Source organism: Prevotella sp. khp7 (assembly GCF_900109055.1).
Lineage (GTDB): Bacteria > Bacteroidota > Bacteroidia > Bacteroidales > Bacteroidaceae > Prevotella.
Map to the genome: position 1 here is coordinate 323,062 of NZ_FOIV01000003.1, position 24,499 is coordinate 347,560.

Annotated in this window: 21 protein-coding genes; 6 read left to right on the top strand and 15 right to left on the bottom strand. The window is 53.3% G+C overall.

Annotated elements, in window-relative coordinates; all coding sequences use genetic code 11:
- Positions 1 to 21 precede the first annotated feature (21 nt).
- The 5 genes from BMX82_RS08200 to BMX82_RS08220 form a co-directional block, all read right to left on the bottom strand.
- Entirely contained in the window at positions 22 to 666 is a 645-nt protein-coding gene (locus BMX82_RS08200; protein WP_091767755.1) for a DUF4827 domain-containing protein, read from the bottom strand.
- A gap of 64 nt (positions 667 to 730) precedes the next feature.
- Positions 731 to 1,765 (bottom strand): DHH family phosphoesterase, encoded by a 1,035-nt coding sequence (locus BMX82_RS08205; RefSeq protein ID WP_091767758.1) that lies wholly within the window; start codon positions 1,763 to 1,765, stop codon positions 731 to 733.
- Positions 1,766 to 1,783: 18 nt separating this feature from the next.
- Complete coding sequence (locus BMX82_RS08210; RefSeq protein WP_036910415.1) at positions 1,784 to 2,725, bottom strand: glycosyltransferase family protein; 942 nt, start codon at positions 2,723 to 2,725, stop codon at positions 1,784 to 1,786.
- Between the two features lie 89 nt (positions 2,726 to 2,814).
- Positions 2,815 to 5,244, bottom strand: a complete 2,430-nt coding sequence (locus BMX82_RS08215) for a translocation and assembly module lipoprotein TamL (RefSeq protein WP_081911025.1) — start codon at positions 5,242 to 5,244, stop codon at positions 2,815 to 2,817.
- Positions 5,245 to 5,257: 13 nt separating this feature from the next.
- Positions 5,258 to 9,832 carry a translocation/assembly module TamB domain-containing protein gene (locus tag BMX82_RS08220; protein WP_091767761.1) on the bottom strand — a complete coding sequence of 1,525 codons (4,575 nt, stop codon included), beginning with the start codon at positions 9,830 to 9,832 and terminating at the stop codon, positions 5,258 to 5,260.
- A gap of 140 nt (positions 9,833 to 9,972) precedes the next feature.
- Here BMX82_RS08220 and BMX82_RS08225 point away from each other — a divergent pair, with 140 nt between their 5' ends.
- A complete protein-coding gene (locus BMX82_RS08225) occupies positions 9,973 to 10,602 on the top strand; it encodes a hypothetical protein (protein ID WP_177172055.1) in 630 nt (209 codons plus the stop codon).
- On the opposite strand, the gene BMX82_RS08230 is transcribed toward BMX82_RS08225, so the two are convergent.
- From BMX82_RS08230 to BMX82_RS08245, 6 genes are all read right to left on the bottom strand, one after another.
- The gene (locus BMX82_RS08230; RefSeq protein ID WP_091768576.1) at positions 10,569 to 10,997 is read right to left on the bottom strand and encodes an N-acetylmuramoyl-L-alanine amidase; all 429 of its coding nucleotides are present in this window, start codon (positions 10,995 to 10,997) and stop codon (positions 10,569 to 10,571) included. The two genes, BMX82_RS08225 and BMX82_RS08230, sit on opposite strands and share 34 nt — an antisense overlap.
- Before the next feature lie 122 nt (positions 10,998 to 11,119).
- On the bottom strand, positions 11,120 to 11,269 hold the full coding sequence (locus BMX82_RS12990; RefSeq protein ID WP_177172056.1) for a hypothetical protein: 150 nt from the start codon (positions 11,267 to 11,269) through the stop codon (positions 11,120 to 11,122).
- Positions 11,270 to 11,844: 575 nt separating this feature from the next.
- A complete protein-coding gene (locus BMX82_RS08235; RefSeq protein ID WP_091767766.1) occupies positions 11,845 to 12,309 on the bottom strand; it encodes an HU family DNA-binding protein in 465 nt (154 codons plus the stop codon).
- Positions 12,310 to 12,465: 156 nt separating this feature from the next.
- Positions 12,466 to 12,642 (bottom strand): hypothetical protein, encoded by a 177-nt coding sequence (locus tag BMX82_RS12995; RefSeq protein WP_177172057.1) that lies wholly within the window; start codon positions 12,640 to 12,642, stop codon positions 12,466 to 12,468.
- Positions 12,643 to 12,791: 149 nt separating this feature from the next.
- Positions 12,792 to 14,189, bottom strand: coding sequence for a VapE domain-containing protein (locus tag BMX82_RS08240; RefSeq protein ID WP_091767768.1), 1,398 nt, complete (start codon positions 14,187 to 14,189; stop codon positions 12,792 to 12,794).
- Between the two features lie 165 nt (positions 14,190 to 14,354).
- Positions 14,355 to 14,912: a hypothetical protein gene (locus BMX82_RS08245; protein ID WP_143058347.1), complete on the bottom strand. Its 558-nt coding sequence runs from the start codon at positions 14,910 to 14,912 to the stop codon at positions 14,355 to 14,357.
- 387 nt (positions 14,913 to 15,299) lie between these two features.
- Here BMX82_RS08245 and BMX82_RS08250 point away from each other — a divergent pair, with 387 nt between their 5' ends.
- Positions 15,300 to 15,860: a DUF4738 domain-containing protein gene (locus tag BMX82_RS08250; protein WP_091767774.1), complete on the top strand. Its 561-nt coding sequence runs from the start codon at positions 15,300 to 15,302 to the stop codon at positions 15,858 to 15,860.
- On the opposite strand, the gene BMX82_RS08255 is transcribed toward BMX82_RS08250, so the two are convergent.
- The 4 genes from BMX82_RS08255 to lysS all read right to left on the bottom strand — a co-directional run bounded on the left by BMX82_RS08255 (position 15,857) and on the right by lysS (position 20,804).
- Positions 15,857 to 16,579 carry an HAD family hydrolase gene (locus BMX82_RS08255; RefSeq protein WP_091767777.1) on the bottom strand — a complete coding sequence of 241 codons (723 nt, stop codon included), beginning with the start codon at positions 16,577 to 16,579 and terminating at the stop codon, positions 15,857 to 15,859. The genes BMX82_RS08250 and BMX82_RS08255 overlap by 4 nt on opposite strands.
- 2 nt (positions 16,580 to 16,581) lie before the next feature.
- Positions 16,582 to 17,937, bottom strand: coding sequence for a glucose-6-phosphate isomerase (locus tag BMX82_RS08260; protein ID WP_091767781.1), 1,356 nt, complete (start codon positions 17,935 to 17,937; stop codon positions 16,582 to 16,584).
- A gap of 20 nt (positions 17,938 to 17,957) precedes the next feature.
- Positions 17,958 to 18,953 (bottom strand): NAD(P)H-dependent glycerol-3-phosphate dehydrogenase, encoded by a 996-nt coding sequence (locus tag BMX82_RS08265; RefSeq protein ID WP_036910425.1) that lies wholly within the window; start codon positions 18,951 to 18,953, stop codon positions 17,958 to 17,960.
- 63 nt (positions 18,954 to 19,016) lie between these two features.
- Positions 19,017 to 20,804 (bottom strand): lysine--tRNA ligase, encoded by a 1,788-nt coding sequence (lysS, locus tag BMX82_RS08270; protein ID WP_091767784.1) that lies wholly within the window; start codon positions 20,802 to 20,804, stop codon positions 19,017 to 19,019.
- Between the two features lie 192 nt (positions 20,805 to 20,996).
- Between lysS and BMX82_RS08275 the strand changes: the two genes are divergently transcribed.
- Genes BMX82_RS08275 through BMX82_RS08290 form a run of 4 tightly spaced genes read left to right on the top strand, consistent with a single transcriptional unit; the run spans position 20,997 to position 24,498 of the window.
- Positions 20,997 to 22,001 (top strand): ROK family protein, encoded by a 1,005-nt coding sequence (locus BMX82_RS08275; RefSeq protein ID WP_051949680.1) that lies wholly within the window; start codon positions 20,997 to 20,999, stop codon positions 21,999 to 22,001.
- Positions 22,002 to 22,022: 21 nt separating this feature from the next.
- A complete protein-coding gene (locus tag BMX82_RS08280) occupies positions 22,023 to 23,003 on the top strand; it encodes an ROK family protein (RefSeq protein WP_036910429.1) in 981 nt (326 codons plus the stop codon).
- Positions 23,004 to 23,029: 26 nt separating this feature from the next.
- A complete protein-coding gene (locus BMX82_RS08285) occupies positions 23,030 to 23,446 on the top strand; it encodes a PaaI family thioesterase (protein WP_036910430.1) in 417 nt (138 codons plus the stop codon).
- Complete coding sequence (locus tag BMX82_RS08290) at positions 23,443 to 24,498, top strand: isochorismate synthase (protein ID WP_091767787.1); 1,056 nt, start codon at positions 23,443 to 23,445, stop codon at positions 24,496 to 24,498. Before BMX82_RS08285 ends, BMX82_RS08290 begins: the two co-directional genes overlap by 4 nt.
- The last annotated feature ends 1 nt before the right edge of the window (position 24,499 follow it).

The following is a 24,499-nucleotide window of genomic DNA, read 5'->3' on the forward strand; positions in this document are numbered from 1 at the left end:
TTGATGAATATAATTTGTGATTTATGATTCGCGCTGGAATGTAATGACGTAATAATAGGGTATTACATTGCTCGAAGCGTTGGCATGCCCCTGAGAATGAGGAACGATGAGCCTTATCTTGGCATACTCCTCGTCGGCACTCTGCGGACGCCCGACCTTGATATAGGGCAGGGCCACGAGCCAGCCGGCGGGAACGGTAGCGCCGTAGATGGAATACATCATACCGCTGGTGAAGCTGGCGGTATAGGAACCGCTGGTGCGTGAGATCTTCATAATGTCGGGAATAGCTGTCAGGTTCTTCCCGTAGTAGGTGAGGTTGTTTCTGTTATTACAGAGACTTAACGTGTCGTTCATGATGTCAAACTCTTCGAAACGGCACACCAGATTGGTGTTCTCACCGTCTTCAAGTTTCGTGCCGCAACCCTCGCGCACAATCTGCATATAGACACCGGTCTTGTCGAGCTTGACGAACTCGTTGCGGCTGAGATTGGTGGTATGCCCCTGCTGATTGAACGCGTCTTCAGAGATGACTACGATAGATGAGTCGGCAATGAACTTGGCAACGGCATTGCGCTCCTTTTCTTTCTTGTCGCCGTAGGTCTCGTAGTCGTTACAACTGGCGAGAACGGCAGAGAAGGCTATCAATATGAATAACAGTTTCTTCATCTTCTTATACTATGAATTGCGGTGCAAATATACGAAAAATATTTCAAACAGCGTCAATATTTGCCTACTTTAACTTGTTTTCGTAGGCTTTGAGGGCATTCTCGACGATTTCCACAGCTTCGTCGATGCTGCAGTTCAGACGTCCGCCAGAGGCGTTCAGGTGACCGCCGCCATTGAAGAACTGCTCTGCCATCTGGTTGCATGGGAAGTCGTCGACAGAGCGCAGGCTCACCCATACAAGGTTGGGCTTGTCGGTATCTTCGCGCAGCGAGACAGACAGCTTCAGTCCTTTGATCTGCTGGGGGATGTTTACCAGTCCCTCGGCGTCGCCCTTGATATAGTTGAACTTCTTCAGCTCTTCTCTTGTCAGGGTATAGTAGGCCGCATGGTATTCGGGCTTGTAGACCAGTTTCTGATACATGACATAGCCCATGAGACGGATGCGGCTCTCAGAATAGTTGTGGTAGACGTTGCGGTAGATCTTGTCTTTGTTGATATGCTTGGTCAGCAGCTCACCGATGATGAAATAGATCTCCGAGCGGCTGCTGTTGTAAAGGAACCCGCCAGTGTCGGTCATCATACCGCAATAGATGGGAATGGCATAATGCTTATCGAGCTGTTCGAAGCCGCCCATCTGCCAGACGATCCGGAACACCAGTTCGCAGGTGCTGCAGGCCTCGGGCTGGGAGATGCTCAGCACGGCAGGCACGTCAGGGTCAAGGTGGTGGTCGATCAGTACCCGCTGGGCAGGCGACGATACAAGGGCCTGCTCCATCTCGTCGACACGGCTGGGGGTGTTATAGTCGAGACAGAAAATGAGGTCGGCAATCTTGAAGAGCATGTCACATTTCTCACGGTGCTTGTCGTAGCGCACGATCTTCTCCGTATTGGGCATCCACAACAGGAAGTCGGGATACTGGTCGGGCACGATGACGGTAGGCTCCTTGCCACGTGAGCGCAGGTACTCTGCCCAGCCTAACGAGGACCCTATGGCGTCGCCGTCGGGACTCTTGTGGCAGGTGATAATGATGTTTTGTGATGTAGAAATCAGCTGGTCCAATTGGACCAGCTGCTCTTGTGTCAAGATGTCGATATTCACTTTCTTGTCTTTTTTACTTTAAAAAAGCTTATTAGGATAAACGCCCTCATCTACGAGCTGCTGGATACGGGCTACGGTAGCATCGCGGTCAGCGGCATAGGTCACGCCAAACCACTTTGAGGTGGTGTCGAGAACCTCGACGGTAGCGGTACCTTCATTGATGAGCTTATTAACCATCAGGGGAATGAAGAACTCAGCCTTCAGATTCTCCATATTCTTCGGATCGCTGAGGAACTCCTTGAAGTATGCCTCAGAGTATTCGAAGTAGTCGGGGGTGAAACCCCACATGTTCATTGACACGGGTGTGTTGTCGGCTACTTCAACCCACTTGCCGTCCTCATCCTTATAGCGGATGGGCTCAGAGGCTGCGCCTGCGTTAGAACCGTCGGCTGCACAACGCACGATCTCCGTACGCTCGACAACGGTGGTCAGATGGCCTTTGTCGTTCTTTGAACAGATACCACGGGCCACGGTGCCGTTTTCCGACAGTGTGTTGCCTACGCGGAAACCTACCATGGCATACTGGTTGCGGGCACCCTCTGGCAGGTTGCTGAGGTACTTGCCGATAACCATGAAGGCGTCGCGGTTATAGAAGTCGTCACAGTTGATGACACAGAAAGGCTCCTTGATCACGTCCTTACCCATCAGTACGGCGTGGTTGGTGCCCCAAGGCTTCTGACGACCCTCGGGAACGCTGAATCCCTCGGGCAGGGCGTCGAGAGCCTGGAAACAGAGCTCGCAGGGAACCTGACCTTCGTACTTGGCCAGAATCTGTGTGCGGAACTGCTCCTCAAAGTCCTTGCGGATTACCCATACGATCTTGCCAAAGCCAGCCTGGATGGCGTCGTAGATACTGTAGTCCATGATGGTTTCGCCGTTAGGTCCCAGACCGTCGAGCTGTTTCAGACCGCCGTAGCGGCTTCCCATACCTGCTGCAAGCAGAAATAGAGTTGGTTTCATAAGTTAAATTTATATTAGAGTTTGAATAAACAGAGTGCAAAGGTACTAAAAAGTTTTTGATTAAGCGGCGTATTAACGCGCCTTAACAATTAGAACGGATAGCCGATGGCGAAGTTCAGCGTCTGGGCATGTCTGAAGCGCGGGGCATTGAAGTAGCCGCTCTTACCTGTGTCTTGCGGACAGTGGAGGGCATATCCCCAGTCGACACGGACCACGAGGAAACCGAGGTCGTAGCGCAGGCCGATACCGGTGCCCAGTGCCAGGTCGTTGAGGAAGTGCCTGGCCTCAAACTTCGACTGGTCGCCCCATTCCTTGATAATCATCATGGTCAGGGCGTCTTCCGGTTCCATGCCTTTTATGTCGTCATCGGTGATGCCGCTGCCTTTCAGGTTCCACACGTTACCGGCATCGAGGAACACGGCTCCGTGCAGGTTGCCGAACAGTGGCATGCGGTATTCCAGGTTGGCTATCAGTTTCGTCTCTCCATTGCGGAATATGTAGTTAAACTGCCTGTCTCTCATGTCGAAATCGTTGAAGCGTCCCGGACCGATGTCTCTCACGCTGAAGGCGCGGATGCTGTTTGCACCTCCTGCATAGAACATCTCACTGAAAGGTGCGTCGTCGCTGTTGCCGTAACTCCAGATGATGCCGGCATTGACATGTCCCACCAGCTTCGACGACATACCTACCGACCAGGTCTTGGTCAGGTCGGTCTCCAGTCGCAGGAACTGTGAGTAAGCGGCTTTGAAGAGCCTCTTCCCTTTTTCGTTAATCGACTTGCCGCAGGCGGCATCGACGAGCGACACCAGATTGCCCGCCTCTTCCACGGTGGTCTCCCAGCGGGTGCGCGGACTGGTGTAGGTATAGGTGTAGCGCATCTTCGGGATGAAGTAGTCGTCCATGGCAGCTGCCAGATACATGTTCTCACCGATGATAGAGTCGTACATGGCTGTGGTGCTGTTCTTGAACTGGTACTTCACCGTGAGTGGCGAGAACTCGTGACGGCTCCTCTCTGACGTTTGCCAGCGATAGGTCCACTCACCGCTCACCACGTGCATCTTGTAGAAGTCTGGTCTTCTCATGACGTCGGTCGACACCTTGGCATAGGTGGTCGGCGGCACGTAGAACCTGCGTTGGCGGGGACGCCCGTCCCGACTTCTGCGTCGGCGGTCGCTGTTATAGAACGGGGCAATGATGCGCGGGAACTCAATCGAGGCGTCGGCACCATATTCATAAGTGCTTGTATTACTGCCGCCGCTTTCCTGCCACTGATAGGCGCCGTGCAGGTTGACGTCGAGTTTCTCGGCACCTCTGAAAAGGTTGCGCTTGGTGAAACCGACCTTCGCCTCAGGGCCATAGCGCCCGTTGGTGCGCCCGATGGCGTTGGCTTCGATATAGAAGTCGTAGGGTTTGTCGAACACACAGCTCAGCCTCAGGTCGAGCGTGTCGGTATCGGGGCGTGGCGTAAAACGGAAATCGGTACTGCTGAACACGCCCGTGGCATTGATCTTATTGGCCGACTCGATGTATTTGTCGTAGTTGAACTCCTGACGCGGCCGTAAACGCAGGTTTCTCAATACCACACTAGGGCGGATGGGCGAGTGCTTGCCGCTGTAGTGGATTGTCAGGTGTCGCCGCTGGATGGAGTCGGTGAGCTGGTCTCTCATCGACTTACGGAACTGCACGTCGATATGTCCGATATACCATTTGCGAAGGGCTTCTGCCGGGAGCCCGTCGGCCAGTTGCAGGCGCAGCTGTACCTTGTTGTCTACGGCAAACGTGTCGGCCAGGTATGAGGCGTAGTTCGGGGTGTAGAAATAATAGCCGTTGTTACGCATGAGGGTGTTGATGCGGCTCCGTTCTCCGTCGAGGTTAGCCACGCTGAAGGGCTCGCCGCTCTTGATAAGGCTCTCCTCGCGGGTAGAGTCGATCAGCTGGTTCATGGCCTCAGGGAAGTTCCTGTGACTTACCGAGTCGAGGGTGAAGAGCGAGTCGAGGTGTATGGTGTAGCCTATCTTGCATTTCTTCGGGTTCTTCTGTTGTACGGTCTCATAGTTCACGTAGCCTCTGAAGAAACCGTTGTTGCGAAGAACCGACTGGGCTACCGATGCTCTCAGGGCCGGGTTCACCTGACTCATCAGCACGGGAGGCTTTCCGAAGCTCTTGACCATCCATCGCGCAAAGCCCGAATCCTTACCGGCGTATTTGTTGTATACCCACAGATGCCACGACCAGGGCACGGTGTAGTAGCTGCTGCCGAAGAGTGAACCGTTGGGCTCCGTGGCGAGCGCAGCTTCCAGCTCCTCCTTCATCAGCTCCAGGTGTTCTGCATAGGGACCGCCTTTCTGTTCGTCATCGTATGCCATCTTGGTCAGTCCTGTGAAGAGTTGCTCGCCCTCTGGAATGTTCTTTGTCATCGAACAGGAGGAAAGGAAAAGTAAGAAGGTAAGGAGGTAAGAAGGTAAAAGGATTCCTGCCTTTACCTGTTTCCATGTGTTATGACAACTGTTCTTTTTCATATTTCTTTCCTTTTTACTTTTCCACCTTTACACTGTCAGTCGTTGTTTGTCGCATAGGGATCGGTAGGGGCGTCTGCTTCTTCGGGCGGAAGAGGTCGCGGAGACTGTCGAGTTTCCTGCGCCATACGAAACCTGCGCCGTATTCGCTGGTGTAGCCTTCAAGCCAGTCGTATACGTTCTGCTTGTAGAACAGTTTCAGGTTCTGTGTTCCTTCCTGGTTCAGACGGTATTCCATCATCACGTTGTCGAAGAACGACTGTTTCTGTCCCGTCTGCTCATTGCTGCCCGTGGCCAGCAGACCGCCGATCTGTATCTTCAGACGGTTGTCGAGGAATCGCTTGGAGAACTGGAACGAATAGTCGGTAGTCTCCTGTCCCGAGCTTGTCACGGAGTTCTCCACGCCGAAGCTGATGTCGATGGTCTTCAGGGCCGAGCCCGCTATACTGTTGATCTCGCTCTGCAGGAAGGCACTCAGGGCCGAGTTCATCGAGAAGTTGCCCGATGTGCCGCCGTTCAGATACATGCCCGTGGTAAGCATGGCCACGGCAATCTTGCCCCGTTCCTCTACCGACATGGCGCTCAGCTCGCTGTTGATGAGGTTATCCTCAGGTGCCGAGATGATGAACTGCAGTCCCATGTCGTTGAGCGTCTTGGTAATCTCAACGCCGCAGTCGAAGGCCACGCTTCTGGTGGCTCCCGTCTCGTCGTTCACGGTAGCCTTCGTGTGTTCTGTCGCCGTAATGTTCAGCTTCGGGTTCATGGGGTCGCCGGTAAACTCAACATAGCTGCCGTCCTTCACGGTGAAGGTCTTCAGCGGAATCACGGGCAGCGAGTATTTCATCTCACCGCTGGCCAGCGTGTAGCGACCGGTGAGGTTGATGCCTTCGGTATTATATCTCATGCGCAGGTCGCCGCCACCCGTCAGGTCCACGTAGTTGGTCTGGTCGATGTTCAGGTTACAGATGATATGGGCGCCATGTGCCACGTTGATGTTCATGTCGATATCCAGTCCCGATGGGGTAGGACGGTTGACGACGGTTTGTGTGGAGTCGTTGAAGTCGGTAAACTTCACCAGCTCGTCGAGTCTGTTGTCCTGCGAAAGGGGCGAGTCGAGTAGCAGATAGGTCAGGTCCGTCGAGCCGAGCACATCGAGTCGTCCTCTCATCTTCAGTTCCTCGAGCGGGCCCTGCATACGCGCCATGAAGTTGACGAAGGCCTTGCCCCAGGCTATCGATTTGGGCTCCTGTCGGGCATTGATCAGCAACAGGTTGCGTGCCCTCATTCTCAGGTCGGTGGTGATGTGGTCGGGATGACTGAAGTCAACCTCGCCCATCAGGTTCAGCGGCTCGTCGTTGTAGGCATAGAGTCCGAAGTTCTCGATCAGCAGTTTCGAGTCAGTGATACGTATCGGGTCGTTGTCCATGCGCATCTTCACGCCGTAGGGGATACTCACCAGATAAGCCGAGTCCACATATATTTCGCCGTCGATGTCGTTATTCGAGAGCGAGCCTCTGATGTTGAGGCTTCCTTCGGCGTAGCCCTCAAAACCGATGATCTGGTCGGGAATGAAACCGTTGGCCAGCGACAGCGGGAAGCGTGTCATGTCGAGTCGGGCGTCGATATACCCATCGCCCTCGCTCTGGTAGGTGCCGCTGAACAGGCCGAACTCTTCGTCGTCGAGCATCAGTCGGGCTTCTACGGCATGGATGTCGGCCGACGGGTGCTCACTGTCGCCTTCTTTTATCAGATAAACCAGTTCGGTGCTGATATTGCCGATGGGCGAGCCCTCGTATGTCATCTGTCTCACTGCCATGTCTGATGCCACGGAGATGCGCTCCTGCTGGTCCAGGAGGATATGATAGTCGCCGTCCAGCAGTCCGGTGATGCGGGGCAGGTAGGGGATGACCGAAGTCACTTCGCCCAGGTCGAGCTGGTGGATGCTCAGCGTCAGGTCCTGTAGCATGGTTGAGTCCTGGTTCTCGGTATAGAGCTTGATACCCGTCCTGTCGTCGGATATCAGGTCGACCTTGGCCTGTATCTTCTTGTCGTTTCCTAGAAATATGTAATTGTCCTTGTTCAGGTTGAACTCCTTATATCCCAGCGTCGGACGGTCGGGCATGAGCTTAAAGCGTATGCCGCCGTTCTCCATCTCTGCCGTAGCCCCCAGTCTCACGCCCAGCTTGTCCTTGTCGTCGTAATAGCGCACCCCTGCCAAGGCGCCGTGTTCATGTATATGACCGTCGACGAGGGCGTTGAACACGAACTGCGGGTTCCGCTTGTTGTTGCGTATCTGTCCCTGATAGCTCAGCCGGTCGCCCTTCTGTGTCAGGTTCAGCCGTATGGTGTCTATGCGTGTGCTGTCGTAGTTGAGCGAATAGAGGTGACTGGTTCCGTTGATACCTGTGAGCGGCGAGGTGTCCACGTCGAGCAGCAGCTCCTTGAAGTCGATGTTCCAACTGCTCTTCAGCAGGTTGGCCACGGGATTGTCGCGCTTGCTCTCCAGGTGCAGTCTCATGGTGGGTAGCAGCCGTTTGATGGCAGGCTGGTCGATCACCTTGTTCTCAAACTGCGCCATGGCCGAGTCGCCGAGGGTCGTCAGTTGTCGCAGCAGCCGCTCATAGTCGCCGCTGGCGTCGAGCTTCACGATCAGGTCGCCGCTCTGTGCTCTGACGTAAGTCGTGTCGGGCCGTGTGTTGATGAGCAGTCCCACCTTCTCGGGGTGATAGGTGTCCTTGTCATCCTGGAAATACAGATCGGTAAAGAGACCGCTCACATGGTGGGTCAGTCTCATGTCCGAGCTGATGTCCATGTCGCCGCAGAGACCGATGGTCAGCGGCTTGTCCATGATTCGCATCCTGTACAGGTCGGCTCTTGCCAGGTCGGCGCTGATGGTGGCCTCGATCTTCTTGCTGTTCAGCAGCGCGTCGATGCCTATCGTACCGCAGAACAGCTCGTTGTCGCCTGTCAGCTCCGCCTGTCCGCGCCCGTTATGCAGATTGGCGGTGGCACTCATGTTCCTGAGGTTCCAGCTGCCGTAGCGCAGCTGATGGAGTCTGGCACGGGCAGTCAGTCGGCTCTTGCCCGAGAGGAAGTCGGTGCCGTATCCCTTGGCCTTGACATCGGCAGTGATGGTGTAGATAGAGTCTTTTGGCATGAAGTGGTGCAGGTTCAGCCCGTTCACCTTGATGTCGGCATCATAGGTCATGCCGTTAGGAAGCATGTCGCCCTTGGCATTGCGTGGGATGGCGGCATCGCCTTTCAGTCTGACGGTGCCGTTACCGTCGCGCATGGTCAGGTCGGCACCGTATGTCGTACCGTCGGCCTTGATGCTGCCGTCGAGCGTCAGTCCATAGGGTATGCGGTAGTTTCTCTGTAGTTTCGGGTCGACGAGGGCCGTGACGAAGTTCAGGTCTTCGGCCTTAGCCTTGAGTCTGATGTCGGCTTTGAGGTTCTTCGGGTCGGCAATGTTCTCTGCACTGCCGTCGGCTGTCAGTTGCAGGGCTGTGGGCAGACAGATGTTCAGTCCGGTGAACTCCATCTGCTTCATGTTGCCGTTGATAGAACCCTTGATGCTCAGCGGGCGGTCGGGAAAGCGCTCCGTGAACTTCCGAGGCATCTCACCCAGGAATTGAAGCAGGTCTTGCTTGCCAACCTGTGCGTTCAGTCGCATCTTCATCAGTCCGGGGTGCTGCTCGTCGAAGGCGTTGAAGTCCATCGCCAGCTCTCCCTCAATGTCAGAGTCGGGCGTTTTCAGAATCAGGTTGGGCAGGCTTACGCTGGTAGAGTCGATCTTCACGCCGCCTTTCAGACGGGTAATCTTCTGTGCCCAACTGTTATTATAGGTAATAGAACCGTTTTGCCAGTCGATATCGCCCACCTGATAGGTCTTCTGTGCGATGTCGATGCTCACGTCCCTTGCCACGGCCTCACCGAAGTGGGTGGCCATGTGGAGAGAGTCGTCGGGCATGTTGATGGTGAGTCTGGTATTACTCAGCGAGATACTGTCGGCCCTGATCACCCATTGGGCTGTCGAGGCGGTGGTGTCTACGGCAGCCGTGTCTGTCAGGTTGATGTCCAGCCATCCGTCTCTCATCCTCGCACCGTTCACCATGGCCGTCTCCTTTTTCAGGTCGATACCCTTCGAACTCAGCCAGAGCTCCTGCATCTCACCTTTGATGCGCAGGTCGCTGATGAAGCCGTTGGTGTTGATCTTGGCCTGTTGCAGTGACAGCTCATCGATGATCACCTGATGGCGGAACAGGGGGCGCAGCTTCACGTCGACCACCAGCTTTCTGATGTCGGCAATCGTGTCTTTTACGTCAGGAAGAGAGTCGCTGCCTGACGAGCCGGACGGCAAAGCCGGACGCGTATGCAGGGCGCGGAGGCCCTCGATACCTAAGTCAAGCGGGAACTCCAGGTTAACATGCTCTATCGTGATCTCCATGCCCGTCTTCTCCGAGGCGATGGCAGCCACTTTCTTCACCGCCCAGTTCTGAACGGGTGGCAGGTAAAGCAACACGGCGAGTATGATAAACAGCAGGACGGGCGTCATCACCGCAATCCCGATCCACTTGAGTATTCTTTTCATCGTCAAAATATAATGACGGTGCAAATTTACAACAATTCTCCGAAACCCCGTCAAAATATTAATTAAAGTTTTGGTAAGAAGGCTTTTTTATATTACCTTTGCAGTCGATTAAGATTCATAAACCAATAAACATAACCATGATGAAATCTGATAGTCTGATAAAGACTATGGTTGCGGCTGCAGCCATGACCTTGACAATCGTCAGTTGCTCCACAGACGGGAGCGACATCTTAGAGAGAACAGAGACGTACACGGTGGCTACGCAAAACGGCGGGCAGCAGACTTCACGACAGGCAGATGCCGCAGGCTATCTGACGTGTCGCGTACGAGTAGGGTGTAACATCCAGAGTACCGTTCCCACAATACCTGTCGACCCCGCGGCGGTCAAGGTGACGGTGAAGAGCGTTCTCCTAAGGGTGGTGAGCGACGATACCGTCGAGGAACTCATGCCCGTCGTCGCTCCTGAGGTGGCAGAGCCCCAGAGCGCTCGTCGATGGAGTAGCCTCCCTTCAGGTCTCTCTACCCAGACGAACGACATCCTGACCGCTCCCCTTGATATCCGTTTTAAGAACCGTTTCAGTGTGCAGGCCTTTGTCACCTGTACGGTAAGAGTCAAGGACGATCAGCTCTATAAGGGTTACACCGAGTTTTCTGAGACCCTTTCCTATAGCTGTTCGTCGGCAGACATGAGTGCCGCCGAGACTCAGCTCAACGGCACCCTCTACCTCCAGCCCGTTCAGTTCTCCGCCGACGTAGAGGCATATTCCTGAACCACGTTCCTGATACACGGACAGGCCTTTTGCGGGTTCAGGTCGTGATGCCCCACGATGAGCGCCCGGGGGTAGCGCCCGCGCAGGTCTTTAAGCAACCTGCGCAGTGCTACTTTCTGCTCCTCCGTGCGGGTGTCGGCGGGCTGACCTCTGGCGTCGAGTCCGCCCTCGTAGCACACGCCGATGGAGTGGCTGTTGTGGTTCTGGCAGTGTGCACCCACCATGTATTCCGGACGACCGGGCTCAACCTGTCCGTTACGACGGACCACGTAGTGGTAGCCGATGCCGAGGTGGAAACCCCGCTGGCGGTGCCATGTGTCGATCTGAGCGGCCGAAGAAGTCTGGTCAGGTCTCACTGCCGAGCAGTGAATCACAATCAGAGTGATGGTTCTCATCATTTGATGCACGACTGTGCGAAAAAGGTTGTTATCACCAGGGCAATCATCGATCCGATGAATTTCAGGATCTTCCCAATCTGCATTTTTTTCAATTTCATCATAAAGCTGAAATTTTAAAATTAAACATTCTTCTTTTTATGCAGGGTAAAACCCTGCAGTTTTCCATCATCCCCAACCCCTTCTTCATAAGAAGGGGCTTCGAACCTTTTTCCAAACCCTTTTCCAATCGTTGGAAAAGGACTTAACCGCTCCTCCTGTCGTTCTTTCATTAAGGTACGCTCAGACCATCAAAGGTCTGGCGTGGTTTAGCCGACTACGCTAAACGCTCGTCGTCGCCATGGATGTTTCGACAAGCCAAGCGGCAGAGCTGTAACCGCACTTCGTGCTACATGTTTCTTCGAAAACATTCTTCGCAAGCGAAGCGGCATAGCCGAGTCTTGCGTCCCTTCGGTAGCAAGCGGCAAAGCCGAGCGCCGCACTCGTGCTTCATGTTTCTTCGAAAACATTCTTGGACAAGCCAAGCAGCAGAGCTGTAACCGCACTTCGCGCTCCATGTTTTCTCGCTCGCAATGCTCACTCGAAAACATTCCGCACGAAGAGGTCTTTAGAGGATGTAAGATTTTCTGAATCGTTATTGAGTCTCTGATTGCGGAGCAATCTGAGCAACGAAATACGAAATGCTGTTTGAGCGAAGCGAGTTCATTGAGTGATTTGGAAAATCGGACAGCCGGCCTCTGAGCCAGGACGTTTTCGCACCTTTCTTTTGGTTCCGTTTTCTTTCGGTGACGAAAGAAAATGAACAAGAGGCGGGATGATGGCAGGGTTCCACCCTGCAAAAACCCTTTTAGTCTCCTGAAGACTCAGGAGAATCAGAAGTCTTTTTCTTCGACTTTGATTCAACCAGTTCCTTCGCCAGCATGAATGAAGCCTTTTTCTTCAGCATCTTCGACGAGAGGTTGTTCACGTCGGTGCGACTGGGCGCGAAACACAGGAACAGTCCCTTGATGTCCTGACCGAGGTTGAAGTCCTCCTCGGTGGCGGTGCCGTCGCTGCTCACTGAGAGATAGAACGTGCCCAGTTCGCCGAACTGTACCTTCTTGCCCTCCAGCAGCTGCTCGAGGATACACTTCTGGAGTTTCGTGGCCACGCCCAGACAGACATCCTCGCCATACACCGAGTTGTGTTCCGACATGTGCTTACACAGCTCACTGTAGGTCATGGTGCTGGTGCTCGACACGCGACCGTAGTGCTTACCATAGGCCGCGCTGAGCGGGTTGTTGTTTTTCGTTACTTTGATGAATACAGGCATGTTGTTTTAATGATTTAAGAAGTTTAGAAACCTGAGGGCCTTGCCCCCGTCAATGCGTTTCATTGACAATGCAAAGTTACGCCATCCTCAAGTGGTGTTTTCCGTTTCCGGGCGATTCTGGGTGATTGTCGGCCATTGAGGACCATTTTTTCCGATTCATCCTTCGATGTCGATGCAGTATTTCTCCGCGAGCCAGCGCACGACATTAGGGGGAAGCAGTCCCTTGCCTTGCGGCATGCCCATGGCCATGAGCTCCTGTTCGAAGGGCTTCATCCAGTTCTTGAGAGTCTTGGCAGAGATGCCCGCGCACTGGGCCAGTTGTTGTCTTGTCATTGATTTCATAGGGAATAAACGTTGGATTCGGTTGGTTTCACGGTGTGAAACATGGTGAATGGAGCCTTTATGCTCTTGACGGTTTGACGCATCTGACGTGTTGGTTTACATACTTCTCGCGTACCGTGTGCGCGGTACGCGAGACTTCTTCAGGATGTTATGTCATTTTCGTCAGAAGCGTCATCGGACGCCTCGTCCGTATGCCTTGCGTCATAGGCCAGGATATGCTTGCGGGCTTTGATCTCCTCGGCGCTGTAGGCCACGACGAGATAGCCGCGCTCTCCGTGTGAACGCACGCGTTTGAAGCCCAGATCCGTCATCACGCGTCCCATCTTGTTGGCATTGAGCTTCTGAGTCAGGTTACCGCTGATGGTCTGGAAGATCTCGGTGGCGCTGTAGAACTCGGCGGGCTCATGGTCTTTCGGCGGACGGAAGAACTTACTGATCAGCTCGCGCTCCATCTGTGGCGCTTCGAAAGTCTCGTTATGATAGCCCAGCGCCCTGATCTCCTGCTGTGAGAACCAGTAGCGGAAGCCCTGGCGGTAGAGGGCGTAGGCCTCGGCGTAGATGGCAGGGTAGTCGAAGGGGCTGTCTCGGGGCGAGGTGATGCTCTCCACCTCGAAGGGCAGCCAGCGGCGGTTGCCCGTGGCGTCGCTGAGGAACTGCACGTTATTGCCCGTACCGCAGAACGAGGCGATATGGGGTCTGTGCTCGTGGAAGTGGGCGTAGGCGGCCCGCTCGTCGATCGACGGCATGGTGACGGCGGCCTTCAGCTGGTTGAGTTCCGAGGGCCGCATGGTGTCGAGCTCCTCGCAGCACACGAGAGCGTACTGTGCCAGCGTCAGCAGGTCGTCGCGCCCCATGCGCCCCGAATTGGTCTTGGTGTAGAAGTAGTGTTTCAGCTCGGGCGGCAGCAGGTAGTTGAACCACGTGGTCTTGTAAGAGCCCTGCTCGCCTATCAGCACGAGGATGACGTTGTTCACCACCGTGTCGTCTATCCATCCCGCCACCATCCCTACGAGCCATTTCCTGAGGTACTCGTAGAAGCGCAGCTGCTCGTCGACGCCGCCCTTCACCATGACGCTGGCCGACATCGAGAGGATATGGTTGTTGCCGTCCCACGGCGGCAGTCGCTCCAGGTAGTATCGGAAGGGGTGGTACTCGGGCACGAAGTCCGACTCCAGCACGTGGTAGATGTCCTGGATGCGTACCGTCTTCTCGCGCGCCAGGTCTTTCCACAGCGAGTTCACGATGCGGTCGGTGATGGGTCGCCACAGTATCGGCGTCGGTCCTCGCGGGTCGCCCCTCTCCTCGGTCATGGACATCAGCAGCTGCATGGCGCTCTCCTCGCTGCCGTCGTACGACTCCCACGGGCTGCGCTCGAGCAGATGGCACTCCACGCGCCGTGTGATGATGTTGTACCTCAGCATCACGTGGTCGTTCAGATAGTGCTGGATATCCTCCACCGATGCCGTTGTCTCGCGCCAGTTCTTCGCATGCGAAGCGTCCTTCTTGTCCGGGCGAGACTTGTTCTCTTTCTTTGCCATAATAGTTAAAGTTTTTATGATGGTGCGAAGATACGGATTTTTATCCGTATAGTGATGCTTTTAACCGCCGGGTTAAGGATTGGGTTAAGAATCGCGGGTTGGGTAAAGACATGAGTAAAGGATTTCCGTTAATCAAGAGTTGCCAATGGCAACTCTTGATCACTTTTACAGGCTGTTCTTCTCCAGGATCTCGATAAACCGCAGGGCTATCGTTCTCATCCTGTCGTATGGTTTCCGGGTTTTCGATGTCTGCGTATCAAACGACCAGTCCTTGAAAGGTCTGGAGAAATCTGTCTGACTTATTTGCTTCACCGAGGCTTTTGTGTAAGGTTTGTTCACGTGTTCTGGCATGACGTTACGGATGAACGCATCGAAGGCATCGAAATTCGAGTCCTTGCAAAACCCTTTGTCCACAAGAATACGGTAAACCGCCTGCCAGTGGCTTTGCAGGTTGAACAGTTTCTCGTTGTTGTATTCTTCTTCCATCAGTCTTGCGATGCTGTTGCGTATGCGCTCTTCAGCAGAAGTCGTGGGTGGTGGTACTTCCTGCGGTGATGGCAGTTCCACAGTCTCCAGCGGCTTAGAGTCTCCGAAGATCTGAGTATCGATGTGTTGCACGTACTGTGCCCCGGATTCAACGATGGTGACGTTGATATGACTGCCATTACTCTCGCCGCCTGTCTGTGGCAGTCTTTCAAACAGACGGCTTAGGATTGCGAGCAAATCTCTTTTTTCTTTGTGTTGCATAGTTATATTAATATTGTAGTTTTTCTAGTTTGTCGCGAAGAAGTCAGGTTGCCAGGTAATCCCGTTCTATTTTAATTCCTATGGCTGATGTTAGTTCTACCCATCTTGTAGGACTCATCGTAAACGAGTTGCTACCAGCTTCAGCCAAAAGGGGGTCGAATTCGACCCCTTTAAAATTGGGGTTATGAAGTCTCTTCTTTGCCATAAGTGATATATCTGTATGAATTATGTGTGCAAAGGTAGTAAAATAATTCGAAACATAAGCATCATCAGCCTATTATTTTGGTAGAAGGGCGCACACTTTTTTGCCACTTTGCTTGCACGGATGGAAATAAATGTATACCTTTGCCACAAATATATTGTATGATGGGAAATTATAAAGCATTGATATTCGTGGCGCTGGCGGGGCTTGTGACGGCTGGCTGCAGCGAGAAGAAAAAGACAGAGGACATCATCGTGCCCAAGGCGGAGGTGAAGGCGCCTAAGGGGCCCGTACGTATGCAGGACTACAAACAGACCAAGGATATACAGTGGCTCGGCAAGAACTACCAGGTGGAGATACTGAGAACGGCCGACGACAGCCTGCAGATGGTGAAGGATGAGGACGGACAGAAGTTCGTTGACAACCGCATCTCACTGCGTGTGCTGCGCAGCGACGGCAGCGTGTTCTACCAGGGTGGTTTTACCAAGGCTGCCTTCGAGAACTGTCTGGACAACGACTACCGCAAGACGGGTATCGTAGAGGGATTCGTGTTCGACAAGGTGGATGGCGGCCATCTGGTGTTTGCCGCCAGTGTGTGTCATCCGCAGACGGATGAGTATATCCCGCTGGTGGTGACGCTCAGCTCTACCGGTGAGGTGGGCATCAGACGGGATTCTGATCTCGATACCTTCGGCAACGAGGAGGAAGACAACGACGACTAAAACGAGAAACCTTTCCAGGCATCGCTGAATTCAGTCATGCTTGGAAAAAGAAGATGGGCTCCTGCCTGCAGCAATTGCTCGTTGGGCAGGGGTCCGGTGTTTACACCAACAGTGAAGATGCGGGCTGCCACGCCGGCACGGACGCCAAGAGGCGCATTCTCGACGACGATGGCCTCCCATGGCTTGAGACCGCCAGCCTTCTCAAGACCGACAAGATAGGGGTCGGGATCGGGCTTGCCACGGCTGACGTCGTAGGCTGTGGTGATATGAGCCTCGTCGACATACCGGCCGAAGTCGCGCAGGATGCGCTGGATGAGCGGTCGCTGACCACTGCCTGTCACCACGCCGCACTGGATGCCACAGGCGTCGATCTGAGCCATCAGACTGAGGATGCCCGGCATGATGGGGGCTTCGGGAAGGGAATGGAAAGTCTCGGACTTCACATCGTACATGCGCTGAGCCTCTGCCTCGTCGATCTCACGATGCTGCTGCAGGCGGACCATCATGCGGATGGTGTCGACACCGCGGGCGCCTTCTGTGGCATAGGCGTCTTCGGACGTCATGTGGATGTGGAAACGTGCCATCGACTCCTGCCAGGCAATGGCGTGATTGGGCATGGAGTCGTAGAGCACACCATCCATATCAAAGAGCACGGCTTTGGGGCTTAGGGCCTCAAAACCGTGTTCCTCCAGATATTTTCTAATCGCAAGCGTGTACATGCTTACTTCTCGTTTGCCAGACGCTCCTTGATGGCCTTGGAATCGGCTTCGTAGCCAGGCTTCTCGAGGAGGGCAAACATATTCTTCTTATAAGCTTCAACACCAGGCTGGTTGAACGGATTCACACCCAGCACATTGCCGCTGATGCCACAGGCAATCTCGAAGAAGTAGATGAGCTGGCCGAGGTAGCGCTCGTTGAGGCGCGGCATGGTGATGCGGATGTTAGGAACACCGCCGTCGACGTGGGCCAGACGTGTGCCCAGTTCGGCCATCTTGTTCACCTCGTCGACGCGCTTGCCTGCGAGGAAGTTCAGACCGTCGAGGTTCTCCTCGTCGTTGGGGAAGAGCAGCTTCTTCTCGGGCTCCTCGACACTGACAACAGTCTCAAAGATGGTGCGCTCGCCGTCCTGGATCCACTGACCCATAGAGTGGAGGTCGGTGGTGAAGTCGACAGAGGCAGGGAAGATGCCCTTGTTATCCTTACCCTCAGACTCGCCGTAGAGCTGCTTCCACCATTCGCTCATGAAGTGGAGCTTAGGCTGGTAATTGACCAGGATCTCAATCTTCTTGCCACTCTGGTAGAGACCGTTGCGGACGGCAGCATACTGGGCTGCGGGGTTCTCTGCGAAAGGTACGTCCTTGCCACAGGCCTTCTCCATGTCCTGAGCACCGGCAACGAGCTCGCGGATGTCGAAACCTGCGCAGGCGATAGGAAGCAGTCCTACCGGGGTGAGCACAGAGAAACGGCCACCTACGTTGTCGGGAATGATGAAGCTCTTGTAACCCTCCTTGTCGGCACAAGTGCGGGCAGCGCCGCGTTTGGCGTCGGTGATGGCTACAATCACTTTCCGCGCCTCTTCCTTGCCGCGCTGGGCCTCGCACTGCTTCTTCAGCAGGCGGAAGGTGAGGGCGGTCTCGGTGGTTGTACCACTCTTGGAGATATTGATAACACCAAACTTCTTGTCCTTCAGGTAGTCGGTCAGCTCAGCAAGGTAGTCCTCGCCGATGTTGTTGCCTGCGAACATGATGGTAGGATTGGCCTTATCCTGAACGAGCCAGGCAAAAGAATTGCCCAGAGCCTCGATCACGGCACGTGCGCCAAGATAAGAACCACCGATACCTGCTACAACCACAACCTCACAGTTCTGGCGAAGTACGTCGGCGCATGCCTGCAGCTCGTCGAGGAACTGAGGTGTGATGCTTGACGGCAGATGGAGCCAGCCAAGGAAATCGTTACCAGGACAAGTGCCGTCCTCGAGTGACTGCCGGGCGGCCTTTACTTTGGGCTCGAAAGCCTCTACTGCGCCAGCCTCAAGGAAGCAGGCAGCCTTGGTGATGTCTAATTTGATGTTGCTCATAATCGTTGTTTTGTTATACTTTATCTAAATGAATCTGTTAGGAGTTTTATCTCAATCTGTGGAGCAATACGCTCATATAGGATATTATATACGGCATCGAGAATCGGCATGTTGACATGACAGTGACGGTTGATCTCCTTCATACACTTGGTGCCGAAATAACCTTCGGCAATCATCTCCATCTCTATCTGTGCCGACTTCACGCTGTAGCCCTTACCAATCATCGTACCGAACGTGCGGTTGCGTGAGAAATTGGAATAACCTGTTACCAGCAGGTCGCCCAGATATACACTGTCGTAGATGTTACGCTCCTGGGGGTAGACCGCTGTCAGGAAACGGTTCATCTCCTGGACGGCGTTGGCCATGAGTACCGCCTGGAAATTGTCGCCATATTTCAAACCGCTACAGATGCCCGCGGCGATGGCATAGACGTTCTTCAGGACAGAGGCGTACTCGATGCCCACCACGTCGGAAGAGGTCTTTGTCTTGATATACTCGCTTGAGAGTACATCGCAGAAGGCCTGGGCCTTGTCGCGGTCGGCACAACCTACGGTAAGGTAGGATAAACGTTCAAGTGCCACCTCCTCGGCATGCGAAGGGCCGCCGATGCAGGCCAGATTCTCGTAAGGTACGTCGTAGACCTGATGGAAGTACTCCGAACATACGAGGTTCTCATCTGGCACAATGCCCTTGATGGCCGTGAGGATAAATTTATCGCGGATGCGCGACTTGAGTTTCTTCAGATGGCTCTTCAGGTAGGGCGAAGGTGTTACGAACACAAGCGTGTCGTACTGGGAAACGATACGATTCAGGTCGCTGTCGAAGTGAATCTCGTCGGTGTTAAAATGAACGCTTGTCAGATAGGCGGGGTTATGTCCCAGACGACGGAAATCCTCGATGCGGTCGTCACGGCGCATATACCAGCCAATGTGGTGGGTGTGTCCTACCACAATCTTGGCTATGGCTGTTGCCCAGCTGCCTCCACCAATAATCGCTATCTTACCACAATCGTACATAAGCAATATATTTCAGGCACGGATGAACACGGCTCTTATTATAGGAGAATCCGTGCCAAATCTTTATACGTTGGCTTTCTCTATCCAATGCCGGACTTCGTCGACAGAGGGCTTCTGCATGTCGAGCTTGTACTTCTTGACAATGTCGCCAATCTTCTGCTGCAGGCCCTGAGGCTTCTCGTCCTTGATGTTTGAGATCAGGTTGAAACCAGCCTTGCGGAGTACGGGTACCCACTCTTCTGTGACACCAATCTCTGCCCATTCGGCGGGACTGCTCTGTGGCATCTTCTTCTCGGGCTTCATCTGGGGGAACAGCATCACCTCGCCAATGGCAAACTTACCAGTGAGCAGCATCACCAGACGATCGATACCGATACCGATACCAAATGTAGGAGGCATACCATATTGTAATGCGCGCAGGAAGTCGTGATCGATAATCATGGCCTCGTCGTCGCCCTTGTCAGCGAGCTTCATCTGCTCGATGAAACGCTCCTCCTGATCGATAGGATCGTTGAGCTCAGAATAGGCGTTGGCAAGCTCCTTACCGTTAACCATCAGCTCGAAACGCTCAGTAAGTCCGGGCTTAGAGCGGTGCATCTTGGTAAGAGGACTCATCTCAACGGGATAGTCGGTAATGAAGGTCGGCTGGATGAAGGTTCCCTCACAGAACTCGCCAAAGAGCTCGTCGATCAGTTTACCCTTACCCATGGTCTCATCTACATCCATACCCTTAGAGAGGCAGAACGCACGAATCTCGTCTTCGCTCTTGCCGTCGCAGTCGAAACCGGTCTTCTCCTTGATAGCATCGAGGATAGGCAGACGGCGGAAAGGCGCGCGGAACGAGATGACCTTTCCGTCGATCTCAACCTCGGGCTTGCCGTTTACGGCTGTGCAGATTTCCTCCAGCATCTTCTCTGTGAAGGTCATACCCCACAGCAGGTCCTTATAGCTTACATAAAGCTCCATGCAGGTGAACTCGGGGTTGTGGGTCTTGTCCATACCCTCGTTGCGGAAGTTCTTACCCATCTCATACACACCCTCAAAGCCACCCACGATAAGGCGCTTCAGGTAGAGCTCTGTGGCAATACGCATGTACATATCCTGATTCAGAGCGTTGAAATGGGTAATGAACGGACGGGCAGATGCACCACCGGCGATGTTCTGCAGGATAGGGGTGTCAACCTCTGTATAGCCAGCATCGTCGAGAATGCGGCGCATGGTGCGGATGATGGTGGCACGCTTGAGGAAGGTGTCTTTCACACCCGCGTTCACCACCAGGTCGACGTAGCGCTGGCGATAGCGCAGCTCGGGATCGTCGAATGCATCATATACCTTACCGTCGGCATCGGTCTTTACCACAGGTAGTGGCTTCAAGCTCTTGCTCAACACGGTCAGCTCCATCACGTGAACGCTGATCTCGCCTGTCTTTGTGCGGAACACATAACCTTTCACGCCAATGAAGTCGCCCAGGTCGAGGAGCTTCTTGAAGACAATGTTATAGAGGTCTTTGTTTTCGCTGGGACAGATGGAGTCACGCTGTACGTACACCTGAATACGGCCTTTGGAGTCCTGCAACTTAGCGAAGGCGGCCTTGCCCATGACGCTCTTGCTCATGATTCGTCCGGCAATGCTCACTAAACGGCTGTTCTCTGGTGTGGCCGTCTCACGCACATCGTTGCCTTCCTCGTCTTTTCCAATGACGGGCAGGTCCTCGAAGTTCTCAATAATATCTGTGCTCCATGCATTTACGGGAAACTCTGCTGCAGGATAGGGGTTAATACCCATGTTGCGCAGCTCCTGCAGGCTCTGGCGCCTGCCGATTTCTTGTTCACTTAACTCTAGAATGTTCATCTCAAATATTCGAATATCTTACTTTTGTGGCTGCAAAGTTACGAATTTATCCCGAAAAAAGCAAGGATAGGGTAAATATTTGCAAAAAATAACTCAAAGATTTGTATGGTTTGGAAAAAAAAATTATATTTGCAACGTAAAACCGTTAGCAGAAAGAGTCATAGACAGCAAATATTCTAAAAAACAATCAACATGGATAATAACCCACTGGTAGATACCGTAGACAAAATCAAGACCCGCGTTGTGGGCGTAGATATCCGCCTTGAGAGAACAACCTTTGCCGTAGTTGACATCAGGGGGGATATCGTAGCACAAGATTATTTCGATACGAGAGATTATGGTGACATCAATGACTTCGCGACAGTGCTGTGTGAGAAGATTATCATGCTTGTCGAGGAGAACGGTGGCATTGAGACTGTCCGCTCCGTGGGTGTCAGTGCGCCCAGTGCCAGCGCGATTTCCAATTGTATAGAAAATGCAGCCAATCTGCCATGGAAGGGCGTTATCCCCTTGGGAGCCATGTTGCGCGACAGGTTGGGACTGGCAGTCGCTGTGGCCAACGATGCGCATATCACAGCTTTGAGCGAGAAGTCGTATGGCAGTGCTCACGGCATGAAAGACTTCGTAATCGTATCTCTCAGTCATGGCGGTCTTGGCAGTTGCTTCTATTCCAATGGTCAGCCTCATCTGGGCTGTGATGGTTTCGCTGGCGAGGTGGGACATACCTGTGTGGTCCTGAATGGTCGTCAGTGTGGCTGTGGCAACAAAGGTTGTCTGGAGACTTATTGCTCTAAGGCAGGACTGGTGAGAACGGCTGAAGAGCTTCTCGCCGAGAGCAAGGAACCCTCGCTGCTAAGTGAATTGCCGGATATGAATGTCCTGTCTATCGCTCAGTGCTGCGACAAGGGGGACAAGGTGGCTATTGAGGCTTATCGCTTTACAGGTGATATGCTGGGCTTAGGTCTCGCGAACTATGCCTCGGTGCTGAATCCCGAGGCTATCATCCTTACGGGTGACATGGTACAGGCAGGCAAATGGCTGCTCAAGCCCATGCGCGCTTCGTTTGAAAGACATGTGTTCCGTAACATCAAAAACAAGACACGTATCCTCGTGTCGATATTGAAGGAGGGTGAGCGCGATGTACTGGGTGCCAGTGCCTTGGCGTGGGATGTGAAGGAATATTCATTATTCAAATAAAAACAATACAAACAAAACTTTATGGAGGAATATAATCTTAAAACCAGAGTTGTCGGAGTTGATATCAGTAATGAGCTAACGACTTATGCCATCGTCGATATTCGTGGTAACGTATTGGCGGAAGAGTCGTTCTCGACAGAAGACTATCCTGATGTCAACAACTTCGTGACAGCACTTAGCGACAAGCTCGTGATGCTCGTTGAGAACAATGGCGGCTACGAGACCATCCGTTCTATCGGTGTCAGCTGTCCGAGCGCCAGCTCTGTTTCCGGCTGTATAGAGAATGCTGCCAATCTGCCTTGGAAAGGTATCGTTCCTTTGGCAGTTATGCTTCGCGATAGAATAGGCTTGGCTGTAGGACTCGCAAACGATGCTCATATCTCAGCCCTTGGTGAACATACTTTCGGTAGTGCTCACGGCATGTCGAACTTTGTCGTTATAAGCCTTGGCGTAGGTATCGGCAGTTGTTTCTTCTCTGAAGGCAATGACCACAGAGGTCATCTGGGTTATGCAGGTGAGTTCGGACATACCTGTATTGCTGATCGTGGCCGTGAGTGTGGCTGCGGTCATGAGGGGTGTCTCGAAGCATATGTGGGTGCTGCCGGTATCGTGCGTACGGCACGTGAGATTATGGAAGAGTCGGATAAGCCCTCGCTGATGCGCGATGCGGCACGTCTCACCCCACGTATCATTTGTGAATTCTGCGAGAAGGGCGACGAACTGGCTATAGAGACCTACCGCCGAACGGGTTACTACCTGGGTATCGGCCTTGCTAATTATGCCTCGATAGTCGATCCTGAGGCTATCATCCTCACGGGTGGCATATCGCATGCCGGTAAGTGGTTGCTTAACCCTACCTACGAGTCGTTTGAAGACCATGTGTTCGGTAATCTGAAAGGTAAGGTAAAGATATTGCTGTCGAAGCTCGACGATCGTGAACGCGATGTGCTCGGTGCCAGTGCCCTTGCTTGGAGCGTACCGGAATACTCGCTTTTTAAGTAGTTAGGAATCAGTAATATTGAGAATTAGTGGACGTAGAAAGAATAAACTTTATTATTAAAGAGAAGCCGAATTTGAGTACTGCGCTCGGGATGGAGTTCATCTCCACGCCAGAGAAAGATACTTGTATGGCACGCATGAGGGTTGATGAGCGAAATCGTCAGCCCTTCGGCTTTCTTAGTGGAGGAGCCTCGCTGGCCCTGGCTGAGAATGTGGCAGGTGTCGGTTCATCAGCCCTTTGTCCAGGTTGTGCCTGTGTGGGTATCGAGGTCAGTGGAAGTCATGTCAAGGCTGTGGCCGAAGGAGATACTGTTACGGCTTTCGCACGTATGCTTCATAAAGGAAAAACACTGCATGTGTGGAATGTAGATATCAAAGATACCGCTGGTGACCTGATCTCGAATGTACGCGTCACCAACTATATCATTAAACAGAAGAAAGAATGACAGGACTGGCTATATTCCGTCTGCCTCATGCTTCTGAGGTGACATGTGTCCGTCAGGTGAAAGGCACGCCTGAAGAACTCAGATCGTGCCAGGAACTCAATGGACGTTCAGGTTTTGTCGTGGCTCCTTTTGAGGTGACCCCCTCGCAGCCCATTCTCCTTATTCATCCTGATTATACAGAGACCATGGCTGTGGATGACGTGATGCATATTCCTGATATGCCCTCTTTTGAGGGCTCATCTGTCTGTACCAATGTCTCTGGTTCGCGCGGCACCTATGCCATCGATTTTGCCAACTTCCATTCCCAACTGAGCCTTGGCTTTTTCCAGAAGATCGTCTTGGCCCGTTGTACTGATGTCGAGGTTGACAGGCCTCTTCCGCCTCTGGAACTCTTCCGTCGTGCCTGCATGCGATACCCTCGCATGTTCATTGCGCTCGTATGGACTGAGAAGAGTGGCTGTTGGCTTACGGCTACACCAGAGATATTGCTCGAAGGTGTGGGCAACCATTGGCGTACCATCGCCCTTGCCGGTACCATGCAGCTCGAAGGCGAGCAACTTTCGGGTGAAGGTGAGACGATTACGTGGAGCACGAAGAATATTCAGGAACAGCGGATTGTGGCTACATATATCACAGAGTGTCTCGAACAGTTTACCAGTGACTTTCATGAGGAAGGACCCTGTACAGTTCGTGCCGCTAATCTGGTCCATCTTCGTAGCGACTTCACGTTCTCGTTATCCGATAACGGACATATAGGCGATCTCTTACATGCTTTGCATCCTACGCCTGCTGTCTGTGGACTGCCTAAGCGCGCGGCCCACCACTTTATCATCCATAACGAGTATGCCTCGCGCCGATACTATAGTGGTTTCATGGGAATGCTGGGGACAGAGGAAACCCATCTTTATGTGTCTCTGCGCTGTATGAATATAGAAGGTGGTCTTTACCATCTCTATGCAGGAGGCGGTTTGCTGAAAGACAGTAGCGAGGAAATGGAATGGCAAGAGACTGAGGCCAAGCTCCAGACCATGCGTAAGATTTTAGAAAAATGAA